Annotated in this window: 11 protein-coding genes; all 11 read right to left on the bottom strand. The window is 46.9% G+C overall.

Annotation, left to right across the window (positions count from 1 at the left end; all coding sequences use genetic code 11):
- Positions 1-903: 2-oxoacid:acceptor oxidoreductase subunit alpha (locus UF75_RS14185; protein ID WP_045575250.1), on the bottom strand; the 903-nt coding region annotated here is incomplete at its 3' end.
- Positions 896-1,111, bottom strand: a complete 216-nt coding sequence (locus UF75_RS14180) for a 4Fe-4S binding protein (protein ID WP_045575249.1) — start codon at positions 1,109-1,111, stop codon at positions 896-898. The genes UF75_RS14180 and UF75_RS14185, both read right to left, overlap by 8 nt.
- 93 nt (positions 1,112-1,204) lie before the next feature.
- Positions 1,205-2,413 carry an NADP-dependent isocitrate dehydrogenase gene (locus tag UF75_RS14175; protein WP_045575248.1) on the bottom strand — a complete coding sequence of 403 codons (1,209 nt, stop codon included), beginning with the start codon at positions 2,411-2,413 and terminating at the stop codon, positions 1,205-1,207.
- Between the two features lie 161 nt (positions 2,414-2,574).
- Positions 2,575-3,795 carry a DUF401 family protein gene (locus UF75_RS14170; protein WP_045575247.1) on the bottom strand — a complete coding sequence of 407 codons (1,221 nt, stop codon included), beginning with the start codon at positions 3,793-3,795 and terminating at the stop codon, positions 2,575-2,577.
- Between the two features lie 132 nt (positions 3,796-3,927).
- Entirely contained in the window at positions 3,928-5,859 is a 1,932-nt protein-coding gene (locus UF75_RS14165; RefSeq protein WP_082075152.1) for an aconitate hydratase, read from the bottom strand.
- A gap of 147 nt (positions 5,860-6,006) precedes the next feature.
- Positions 6,007-7,137, bottom strand: coding sequence for a PrpF domain-containing protein (locus UF75_RS14160; RefSeq protein WP_045575246.1), 1,131 nt, complete (start codon positions 7,135-7,137; stop codon positions 6,007-6,009).
- 205 nt (positions 7,138-7,342) lie between these two features.
- Complete coding sequence (gene prpB / locus UF75_RS14155) at positions 7,343-8,245, bottom strand: methylisocitrate lyase (RefSeq protein WP_045575245.1); 903 nt, start codon at positions 8,243-8,245, stop codon at positions 7,343-7,345.
- Between the two features lie 67 nt (positions 8,246-8,312).
- Positions 8,313-9,824, bottom strand: a complete 1,512-nt coding sequence (locus UF75_RS14150; protein WP_082075151.1) for a tripartite tricarboxylate transporter permease — start codon at positions 9,822-9,824, stop codon at positions 8,313-8,315.
- Between the two features lie 12 nt (positions 9,825-9,836).
- Positions 9,837-10,310 carry a tripartite tricarboxylate transporter TctB family protein gene (locus UF75_RS14145; protein ID WP_052693263.1) on the bottom strand — a complete coding sequence of 158 codons (474 nt, stop codon included), beginning with the start codon at positions 10,308-10,310 and terminating at the stop codon, positions 9,837-9,839.
- 78 nt (positions 10,311-10,388) lie between these two features.
- Positions 10,389-11,423 (bottom strand): tripartite tricarboxylate transporter substrate-binding protein, encoded by a 1,035-nt coding sequence (locus tag UF75_RS14140; RefSeq protein ID WP_052693260.1) that lies wholly within the window; start codon positions 11,421-11,423, stop codon positions 10,389-10,391.
- A gap of 241 nt (positions 11,424-11,664) precedes the next feature.
- Positions 11,665-12,369, bottom strand: coding sequence for a response regulator (locus UF75_RS14135; protein WP_045575244.1), 705 nt, complete (start codon positions 12,367-12,369; stop codon positions 11,665-11,667).
- Positions 12,370-12,379 lie beyond the last annotated feature (10 nt).

Here is a 12,379-nt window from a genome sequence, read left to right as displayed (position 1 = left end):
CCCCACCTTGAGACCTTCGTCTCGAGCAATATGAACCGCCTCCAAGACCGAACGAGCGGTACAACCGTAGGCTACTACGATCAAATCTGCATCCTCGAGCTGGACCTCTTCGATTAATTGGATCCGCTCCAAATAGGGATTGAGCTTCTGGGTTAAACGCTCCATAAATTTTCGAGTGATTTCCGGGTTCCCGGTTGGTAAACCCTTTTCTGTATGAGTTAACCCGGTGACATGGTACCGATAACCGTCGCCAAAGTTGGCCATGGCGGGAATCATGCTCTGATTGTTTTCATACGGGATGTAGTCACCCGGCGGCACCGCCGGCCTTTTCCGGTCGACGATGGTTAGGTTTTGAGGTAAGACGACTTTTTCCCGTAAATGCCCGATCACTTCATCCATCAGCAAAATGACGGGAATTCGAAACTCCTCGGCGAAATTAAAGGCGACAACTGCCAGTTCGTAACATTCTTGCACGGAGGAGGGGGTTAAGGCAATGATCGGATGGTCGCCATGGGTTCCCCACCTGGCTTGCATAACGTCTGCTTGAGCGGGGGACGTGGGTAATCCGGTACTGGGTCCTCCACGTTGAACATTGACCACCACACAGGGCACTTCAGTGCTAATGGCATACCCCAGATTCTCCTGTTTCAGGGAAAATCCCGGTCCGCTTGTCGCTGTCAGGGTTTTTGCCCCTGTCAAGGAGGCTCCGATGATCGCTGCCATGCTGCCTATTTCGTCTTCCATTTGGATAAAGGTCCCTCCGATTAAGGGCAGTCGTTCGGCCATGATTTCGGCGATTTCTGTCGAGGGAGTAATTGGATAACCTGCGTAAAATAGAACCCCGGCTGCCAGAGCTCCTTCGGCTACGGCTTCATTGCCTTGCATTAGTCTGGCTTTATTCATCGCTGCTCACCTCGATATTGATAGCAAAGTCGGGGCACAGCCGCTCACAGATCTTACAGGCGATGCACTGGTCTGGCTTGGCAACCACAACTCTACCCAATTCGTCACTTTCCAGCACTTTTTTAGGACAAAAAGCTATACATATTCCACACTTCTTACACCAATCTTGAGTTACTATTACTCTTGTATCCTGAATTGCAGTAACCAATGTTTTCCCATCTCCCTAAAAATCCAAAGTCATTAATTTTCTTGTATAGTTCAAAAGTCCACTTATAATTCTTTAATCTCCGATTAACTCCCTTTATATCATTTCATCCAAAGTTTTCTTAATTTCTAAAAGGAAGCCGTCTGTACTGACCTCTTGCTTAGAGGCGAGGTCGGATATCTGTGCCAAATCCCTGGGCATGACTCCATTTTCAATGGTTTTAATCGAGGCTTTTTCTAATTTACCCGCAAAATCCACGAGTTCTTGGATTCCATCTATTTCTCCACGTTTTCTCAAGGCTCCTGTCCAAGCAAAGAGGGTTGCCATAGAATTTGTCGAAGTTCCTTCTCCTTGAAGATGTTTATAATAATGCCGGGTGACGGTGCCGTGAGCAGCCTCAAATTCATAGCAACCATTGGGAGAAACCAACACGGAGGTCATCATCGCTAGGCTACCAAAGGCAGTAGCCACCATGTCAGACATCACGTCACCGTCATAATTTTTACAAGCCCATATCATTCCACCTTCAGAACGCATAACCCGAGCCACTGCATCATCGATTAAGGTGTAAAAGTATTCTATCTGAGCCGCTTCAAATTTCCCTCGGTAATCCTGTTCATAAATTTCTTGGAAAATATCCTTGAAGGTATGGTCATATATTTTGGAGATGGTATCCTTTGTGGAAAACCATAAATCTTGTTTCAGATCGAGCGCGTAGTTGAAGCAAGAGCGGGCAAAGCTTTCAATCGATCCATCGAGATTATGCATCCCCATAATAACGCCCTTATCTTGAAAATCGTGGATGATTTGACGTGATTGATGCCCGTTTTGGCTGGTAAAGACCAGTTCAGCAGTTCCAGCACCTTGAACTCGATACTCAACATTCTTATAAATATCTCCATATGCATGACGGGCAATGGTAATTGGTTTTTGCCAGGGGATGACTAAAGGTTTTATACCGTTCACAATAATGGGAGTACGGAATACTGTCCCGTCGAGAATGGCGCGAATGGTTCCATTCGGACTTTTCCACATTTGCTTTAAGTTATACTCTTTAACCCTCTGGGCATTTGGAGTAATCGTAGCGCATTTTACAGCGACACCATATTTTTTCGTGGCCATGGCAGCATCCACTGTAATTTGGTCTTCCGTCTCATCCCTTTTTGCTAATCCTAGGTCATAATATTCGGTTTTTAAATCAATATAGGGTATGAGTAAAATATCTTTAAGCGACTGCCAAATGATCCTTGTCATTTCGTCTCCGTCCATTTCAACTAACGGAACGTTCATTTGGATTTTCTTCATTGTTATAACCATTCCTTTCGCTGCGCTCAAGGCACAAAACGTTGAAGATTGTTACCAGTGGTATTTGGTCGTGCAAGGATTCTACGGAGTACGCGGAGGTGAGAACGTCACCCTACCCTGTTAAGTCAGAAATGGTAAGTACCCTAATTTAACTGTTTAATTCAGTTTAGAATAAACACCAAGACCGTGATAATCCCGGCCATCAAAGCAACCGGCTTAAGTGAGTTAATGATACCGGCTTTAAAGTAGTCTAAGGAAACCACTAGGCAAAGATGGGCAGGCGACAACATTGTGCCTACCACTCCCATCACATACCCAATGGTCACTAGATTAATATTTCCTGGTGCGATCACATTAACTATCGGAAACGTGATTGCTACAAAACTCGTCATTTGGCCTGTGAGTACTCCCACTGTAAGGGTAAGGATGGTGATTAACACCGCAGGCGAAACCCCGGACTGCCTAAGGAGACCAACAATCTCATCGACGCTCCAGGTCGCAGACAGCACCTGCTGAAAAAAGAAGATAGCCAAAAGTCCCAATAATAATTTCGCGTGAAAGGACTCCTTAAGCATTTCACCGATTTGGGCAGCCCGTAGGCGAAAAACAGCCACCATCACCCCGACGACCAAGGCCATTGATACCGCTGCGCTGAGATGAAATCCGGTTACTAGGATTATGTTTAACACAATAGGTCCAATCGCATAAAGGATAGCCTTCACAGCTTGGTAAGAATCCTTGGTCGTTTCCACTTGATCGGATTGACCTTTGGTCAGCGTGTTTTCTCGGTGGTAGTTCCGGCCAGTCAGCAAAACCAGCCAGCCCAGGAGAGCGCCAACACATGTGTAGACAGCCAAATGTGCGATTAACACATTTAAACTAATCACGGTAATCTCACTGGCTAGTAATAAGGCCGGCACGATTGGATTGGAGAACTCCCAAATGTGGCGAAACCAATAATTGATAGCCGTCTTCTTCTCTGCACTGAGTTGATACGAGCTGCTGGCGTTATCCACTAGAGGAGCGGAAAACAAAGCCCCACCCACAGATGGGAGCAACCCGAGCAACGCCGGCATGAAAGCCAGTAATAAGCGATCGCTGCCAAACAGTTGGCGGGTGGCAGTCATAAACCCGTCCAGACTGCCACTGGTCCGCAATTCGTATTCCAAACACATCACAAAGTACATGGCGATAATAACTTCCCAGGTACCTTGCCTCCGGAAGGTGCCCATTATCGCCGTATAACCAATCGTCAGATCTCGGGTTGACATGATGAACAAGATGGCTGAGGCTGTAAGCATTACATAGCCTATCGCGATCTTGCGCTTCAAGAGATAGACCATTGATATAAGTACTAAGGCCATCTTGACTGTTACATACATTTGTAATACCTCACCTAAAAATCGAAGTCCGCGGTCAGAAGTCCGAAGTCCGTATTACAGGCGTCGGTAAGTCATCGCAGGTATTTCATCTATAGATTCTTCCTCGGGACGAATGATTCCATAGTTCGAGGGTCACTGGAGAGCCTGCTCCCGCGTGTAGTTAAGCATCCCGCCGGCTTTTAAGATGGCTTTCTGACGGGTCGTTAGCTCCGCTCTGACCTGGAATTCAAACTGCTGGGTGATGTTCTGTACAATCAAAACCTCGCCAGCCTCAAGCGCTGCCGTGACGCCAGGGATTTCCAATACATCACTCATGTTTATCCTCTCGTAGTCGGTCGGATCGACAAATGTCAGAGGCAATATCCCGAAATTAATCAGGTTGGCCCTGTGAATTCGGGCAAACGAGCGTACCAACACCGCCTTAATCCCCAGGTACATCGGCACGAGGGCAGCATGTTCGCGACTCGAACCCTGGCCATAATTCTCCCGACCGACGATAAAACCGCCCCCAGCAGCCTCTGACCGTTCCGGAAAAGTAGCGTCGACGGGTTCGAAACAATGCCTAGACATGGCCGGGATATTGGACCTCAGGGGCAGTACCTTAGATCCAGCAGGCATAATATGATCCGTGGTGATGTTGTCACCCACTTTGAGCAGGACCTGGCCGGACAAATTCTCCGGCAGGGCAACTGCCACAGGTACTGGCTTAATATTGGGTCCCAGCACCACATCAATAGATTCCTGATCCTGTGAAGGTACGATGACAAGGTTGTCATCGGGCGCAAATGTCTGAGGTAGCTCGATTACTGGAAAATCTCCTAGCTTCCTGGGATCGGTCAAGACTCCATAAATTGCTGTGGCGGCCGCCGTTTCCGGGCTGGCCAGATAAACCTGCGCATCCTTGGTACCGCTACGCCCTTCGAAGTTGCGATTACTGGTGCGAACCGACACTGCTCCAGAATGGGGGGCTTGCCCCACGCCAACGCAAGGACCACAAGCACATTCCAGAATCCTGGCGCCTGCGCCCACCAGGTCTGACAAAGCACCGTTTTCAGAAAGTAGTTTGAGAACTTGGCGTGACCCAGGGGTAATCACCAGGCTCACGCCGGGATGAAGGGTCTTTCCTTTTAAGATGGCAGCAACCCGCATCATATCTTGGTATGATGAGTTGGTACAACTGCCGATCATAACTTGACTAACCGGCAGATCCGTGATTTCCTTTACTTTTACCACATTGTCCGGCATATGGGGTTGCGCTACGAGAGGTTCCAACCCTGCCAGATCGATCTCGATCTCTTCCTCATATTCGGCATCCGGGTCTGCCCCTAATGGCAGCCAAACTTCTTCACGTCCCTGCGCCTTTAAGAATTGACGAGTGGTCTCATCACTGGGGAAGACCGACGTAGTGGCTCCGGTTTCCGCCCCCATGTTGGTGATGGTGGCCCGTTCCGGCACTGACAGGGTGGCCACACCTTCTCCAGTGTATTCTAAGACTTTGCCCACTCCGCCCTTGACCGAAATCCGCCGTAACACTTCCAAAATAATGTCTTTGGCTGCTACCCAAGGGGATAATTTCCCCAACAAACGTACGTTAACCACTTGCGGCATGGTCAAATACAGCGGACCGCCACCCATGGCCACAGCCACATCCAGCCCACCCACCCCGATCGACAACATGCCTAACCCACCACCGGTCGTGGTATGGCTGTCCGATCCGATCAGTGTCTTGCCAGGAATTCCGAATCGTTCTAAATGAACTTGGTGGCAAATTCCGTTGCCAGCCCGGGAGAAATACGCGCCATATTTGGCCGCCATCCTTTGCAGAAAACGGTGGTCGTCTGCGTTCTCAAAGCCGTTTTGCAACGTATTGTGGTCCACATAGCTGACAGACACTTCCGTGTTAATGCGTGGGATATTCATCGCGGCAAACTGAAGATAAGCCATTGTACCGGTAGCATCCTGGGTAAGGGTCTGATCGATCTTGAGCGCGATCTCTTCGCCGTGAATCATGCTTCCCTCGACAAGATGTGCTTTGATTATTTTTTCGGTTAAGTTTTGCCTCACTTTTTCGTCCCCCCCGTTCGATGTTCGTGGTTCGAAGCTCGATGTTCGAATTTGATGTGCATTATTTGAAGTCCGATTTAGATGATCAATGTGTAAGACGTTAAAGAGTGGGTGCCTAGGCAGTGAATCAAGATGTTATGCGCCGACTCAGCGTGGTATATACAGCTCCCCCTTGATGATCCTTCTTGCCGTCCGATCCAATCCCACACTGGCCACGTCTTTTCCGGATTCTGTTAGGGATACCCTTACCTCAGCGATCCCCTCAGGATGGCCTATTCGAATAATCTGTTCCTGCCAGCCATCTCTTTTTCTTGCAAAACGATTAGGTATCGTGCCTGGGAGGAGAGTCGCTGCTGCCAGGCAATATAAACCGCTGCCCGCAAACGTACGATGGAATTTTCCCATGGAAACCATTTTTGCTACAATGTCTACTTCTTCTTTCTTAATAACCCTTCCCGCCGAGGTTACATAAGTCTGTGGTGCCATGATCAGCGCAAACTTCGGCACTGAACCGGCCACTTCGTCCTCTGTGGTTGCCATACCGGCTTGCACAGCAGCTTGCCTGCGGATCAGCTCGATTTTCTCCAGTAGGAGGGGATTTCGCGATAGCTCACTATTTTCTTCTGCTGCTGTTACCCTTAGATCGTTGGCATCTATGAAAACGAAAGGATTCACAACATCGACGAAAGATATACTATAGGTACCGAATTTCGTTTTCACTGGTCCGTTAATCCCTAAGGGAAGGGTTTTTCCGGTCTTCCCTCCACCTGGGGCCAGAATGTTGATCATTATCTTAGCCCCAGGGGTCGTTACACCGGGCATCAAGTAATCGCCGCTTACCTTGGCTTTTCCGTCAATGAGAGGGACTTGCATCCTGAGCATTTTCCCAATGTTCGTATTAAAGATCGCGATATTGACAAAATCATCGATAAAATTAACCGGAACTAAGCCTTCGTCAACCGCAAAGGTACCAACGGCCGCCATCAGGTTTCCGCAAGTTCCTGTGTCATCCACAATTTCTGCGCCGATCCCGATTTGGTAAAACGTATATTCAACATCAACTCCCTTCCTTGAAGAAGGAGAAATCACGCAAACTTTACTGGCATGAGAGGTTCCGCTGCCCAAACCGTTGATCTGCGTGGGATTATAAGAATCGATCCCCGCCATGAAAATCCTGTTACGTAGGTCAGTGTCGTCAGGTAAATCGCTCTTGCGAAAAAATAACCCCCGACTCGTTCCACCGCGGTATACTGAACAAATAATAGAAAACTGTGACAAACCGGTCCGCCCCCCCTATCCAACTCCCATTCTTATTCCAACGACATCGTGCAAATCTCTGATCTACTAACCAAACTGGACTTTAACAATAAAGATTTCTTGTTCGCAAAAAACAGCGCCTCGATGAGATGTTTGGATAGTTAAATGAATTGATCAAGGATGGCACGGATAAAATTTTTTTATCTATGCCATCCTTTTCTTCACGCTAGTGCCCGGGCAGAACGGTCTTGGCAATACTTAAGTCCAGTTCTTCGTACTCAAAATAACTGATTAAGTCGTACAGTTCTTGGCGGGTCTGCATGTCGCCTAGCATTTCCCGTTGTGTCCCTGCAGTTTGAATTAACGAATAAACTCGCTCGATGGCTTTAGCAGCGATTCTCAATGAAGTCACAGGAAAAATAACGATTTTGTATCCCCAATCCTGGAACTGCTGAGCAGAGTAATAAGGTGTTTGACCAAATTCGGTCATATTGGCAAGCAACGGAAAATCCGTCGCTTCCGCGAACGCACGAAATTCTTCTTCAGATTGCAGGGCCTCCGGGAAAACAATGTCTGCTCCGGCATCTACATAAGCTTTGGCTCGATCAATCGCGGCGTTTATTCCTTCACTGGCCTTAGCGTCCGTTCGGGCAACGATTACAATATCTTTGCTGGCCTTGCGGGCAGCAATAATTTTTTGTACCATATCCTGCCTAGAGACTAGTTTCTTGCCATTAAGGTGACCACACTTTTTGGGGAAATCCTGGTCCTCCATTTGGATAGCGGTGGCACCTGCATCTGCCATTTCCTGCACCGTCCGGGTCACGTTAATAATGCTGCCAAAACCTGTATCAATATCGACGAGAAGCGGCAAGCCGGAAGCACGCGAAATTTCTCTAGTCCGGGCTGTCAGCTCACTGAGCGTCGTCACGCCCAGGTCAGGTAATCCCAAACTTGCTGAAAAAGCGGCCCCCGACAAATATAGCGCTTGAAATCCTGTCTTTTTAGCAAGCAAAGCCGCCAAGGCATCGTGAGCTCCGGGTATTTTGATTATGTTATCACTGGATACCAAGAGCTGGCGAAAAATCGAGATTGTATTTCCGCTGTTATGCCCAATTACCCAACTCATACTTTTAGACTCCTTATACAAACATTCAGCAACCAGCTCTCATCTTAACCACTTGATATTATCCCGGTCAAGCTGCTTGACCTTTGCTTATTCTTGCTTTAGCTCTTGAATCTTTGACTAAGGTATAGACTATGGACAAAACTGCTAGGACTAACAGAACGATTGAGATGGGCTTAGTAAAAAATAGTACTGGCGTTCCATTTCCAATCGTGAGAGCTTGGCGGAAGGACTGTTCAAGCATCCCGCCCAGGATAAGTGCCAGGACCATAGGTGGAATGGGAATATCCAGTTTAGACATTAAAAGCCCGCCAATACCAAAGAGAACTAATAGGAAGAAATCACTGGCGCTATAGTTCATCAAATAGGTACCCATGAAGGCTAGGCCCATAATCATCGGCAGGAGGATTCTTTGCGGGATTTTCAACAATTGAACAAGTGGTTTCACAAGCGGCAAGTTAATCGCTAGGAGCAACAAGTTGCCAATGATCATCGATGCTATAACACCCCAGGGAATTTCCGGGTGTTGAGTGAACAGCGTCGGACCGGGCTGAATTCCCAGCATCATGAGCGCACCAAGCATCACTGCCGTAGTCCCTGATCCGGGGATCCCCATGGTCAGCAGCGGAATCATAGCCCCAACTGAAGAAGCGTTATTGGCAGCCTCTGGAGCAGCCACACCTTCCATAGCACCCTTGCCAAAATTCTCCGGATGTTTGTTAATTTGTTTTTCCGTTGAATAGGCTAACAATGTTGCAATCGTGCCACCCATACCTGGCAAAACCCCAACGATAAAGCCAAGCGGCGTACTGCGGAGAATCGGTCCGAGGCATTGCTTCCAGTCCGCGCGTGTCATAGATACTTTACCAATATCAGAAGTACTGACACCATAGTTGGCATCAAGCGAAGCATAATTTTTAAAGACTTCCGTTACTGCGTAGAGTCCAATCATAGCCACTAAAAAGTCGATTCCATCCTGCAGACTCCCAAATCCCATGGTAAATCTCATAACCCCAGTCTGAGCATCAATGCCAATCGTACTGATGATAAAACCCAAACACAGGGAAATGAAGCCTTTGAGAAGATTACCCTTGGAGAGTGTTACCGTCGCTGTCAGAGAGAACACGAGAAGAGCGAACATTTCCGCTGGCCCAAATTTTAAGGCAAACCTTGCTACAGGTAAGGCTAGGAAAACTATAAATATCACACTAATCATCCCACCGACAAAGGAAGCCCAAGCACTAATGGCTAATGCTTTGCCGGCCTGGCCGTTGCGCGCCATCGGATACCCGTCCCAACAGGTCACAATCGCCGAAGCATCTCCTGGTGTGTTGATTAGGATCGAGGCCCGAGAGCCACCAAACATCGCCCCATAATAGACACCCGCCATAGTTATCAGGGCTGTTGTCGGATTCATCCCATAGGTCACGGGAATCAGAACGGCTACGCCGGTTGCCGGCCCTAAGCCTGGCAACATACCGATGACCGTACCCAAAATTCCACCAATAAGTACCCAAAAAATATTGGTAGCGGTAAATGCCTCGTGCATGCCGAGAGCAAGGTAATTCAGAGAATCTAGCATTTTTCACTCCCCTTAGAAACTTAATATTCCGCGAGGTAAACTCAAATGGAGTAAGGTGGCAAATCCAATATACGTAACTAGGGAAAAGCTGATCGATACAATAATGTTTTGTTTCCAACGTACCAATGTATTGACCAAAAACATTAATCCGAGCATGAATACAGCGGTAGATATCAAATAACCCAAAGGATCCAGCAGAAATCCATAAATAATCCCAGCAATCGAAGTGATCACTATACGTATTAAGACCTTTTTCCCTTCTGGCGTGAGTTGGAAAAACACTATACTTTTACTCTCTTGGGGAGTCTTGATTTCTTTCACGAGCAATAATATCCCCAACAAAATAAGAAGAATGGCTATGATGAAGGGAAACGCTTTGGGGCCTGTCGGATCGCCCATCGTTTGTTGGCGCAGATTAAGAGTCGCAATCAGGTAAATACCACCGAGTGCCACTGCGAAGAGGCCAGTAATCATATTTTTGCTCAACTTCTAAGTCACCTCCGCATTCCAGTAAAATATGAGAAAGGTGGCAGCCCTGTGCCACCTTCCCGCTCCTTAAAGCCACTATTTAATCAGACCCACTGACTTTAAGAGATCTGACTCTTCTTGAGTCGATTTTTCAAGATAAGCTTTATAGTCGGCTGAATTCAGATAGTATACATCCATGTTCATCTTTTTCATGGCATCTTTCCAGGACTGTTGCTGGGACATCTTGCTCAGAGCATTATCCCAGTAAGCTATTTGCTCAGGGGTCATGCCACTAGGTCCCACTACACCGCGCCAGTGGGGAAAAACTACGTCAATTCCTTGTTCTTTCCAAGTCGGGATTTTTGCATAATCCCCTTCCAAACGCTTGTCGGAGGAAATTCCCAAAATGTTAAGGTTTCCGGCTTTGTACTGCTCCATAGCTTCACCCAAACTGATCGTCATGGCTTGAACATGTCCACCGAGCAGGGCAGGAATTTCCTCGCCACCCGCTCCAGGGTAAACAACAAACTTAAGCTTACTCATATCCGTTATTCCATTAGCTTTAGCGAGTTTGAGGAACTGGATGTGATCATCATTACCCAAAGCAGGTCCCACTGCTATGCTGATTTTGGTGGGATCAGCTTTGAGTGCCTCAAAGAAATCTTTACCCGTTTTATACGGTGAATCTTTTGGTACTGCGACAACTTCCCATTCTGCTTGAAGCATAGCTAAGGGAGTAAAATCCTTATACGATAACGTACTTACACCCAAGAGATTGTTTTGGATGATCTGGGGAGAATTGGCTGCAAAATAATTGCCTGATCCTTTATGGGTGTTTAAGTAAGCCCAACCAGTAGCACCACCGCCACCGGTTTTATTAGTAATAATGATCGCTTTATCTACCAGTTTGTCCCCAGTAAGGGTTCTTTCCATCGTGCGGGCTAACATGTCATAACCGCCGCCAGGACCAGCGGGGGCCACGATTTCGATTGTTGCGTCGGGGGTCCACGTTTTCGGAGCACTTGCAGCACTACTCGAGTTATTGCTTGGAGCTGGTGTTGTGGCACCGCATCCAGTTAGAAGCATGCCACCAACCAAGGCCAGAGCAATCCATGAAGTCCTTCTTCTCACTTAAACATCCTCCTTTTATTTCGCGAATTTATATGCTACTTGTTCAACTTCCCTCCCTCATCTGAGTTATGACAATATTCTATATATTCTAAGCAATCAAGGGAACGATTCTAACGAATATCATGATATAAACAATAAAATCAATTTTGACGATAAAAATAACGGGGATGTAACCAAACTAATTTTCCAGTTTGTTACATCCCCGCCTTATTTGCTAATACCCGATTTATTTGAGGATTGTTCACCACTTCAAAGGTGTAATATTATTTATCATTCGATATAGTAGCTGTGGACGTCCGACAGTCCCATATTGTAATTTTTCTTCTACAACTTTTTCTTCAACTAGATACGCAAGGTACATTCGAGCAGTAGAACGGCTGACTTCAGTTAATTGAGCAATCTGGTCAGCGCTGTAAAACCCTTTAGTGTTATGCAAACTTTCTTTAATGTGCTCTAAAGTTCGTACGTCGATACCAGACTGCAATTGTTTTAGAGGTCCTGTAGAGCGGATCTTTTTAAGATCGTCAACCATGGCTTGATTCAAATTTAATGAGGTCCCTAAACGAATCTTGTATTGCTGATATTTAACGAGGGATTCCTTCAAATGTTCCAAATCGAAAGGTTTGAGCAGATAATCAAATATACCGAGCCTGAATCCTTCCTCAACGACCTCCAGTTCCTTAGAAGCAGTAATAAGAATGACATCGCAGGAGATTCCCTGGGAGCGGATAGTACGTAATAGCTCAATACCTGACCGATCAGGTAAATAAACATCCAAAACCAGCAGATCTGGTTGTAATTCATGCACTAGGGCCATAGACTGCTCAAAATTATGCGAAACTCCCATAACACGATAGCCTTTCTGGGAGTCAATATATTTGGCATGAACACGGGCGATCATAAAGTCGTCATCGACAACTAGCACCTGAAGTGGTTTTTTAACCATCGTAAGTCCT

It is taken from the genome of Desulfosporosinus sp. I2, from assembly GCF_000960765.1.
Taxonomy (GTDB): Bacteria; Bacillota; Desulfitobacteriia; order Desulfitobacteriales; family Desulfitobacteriaceae; genus Desulfosporosinus.
Note: the sequence above shows the minus strand (reverse complement) of the source record. Positions and strands in the feature narration are given on the sequence as shown.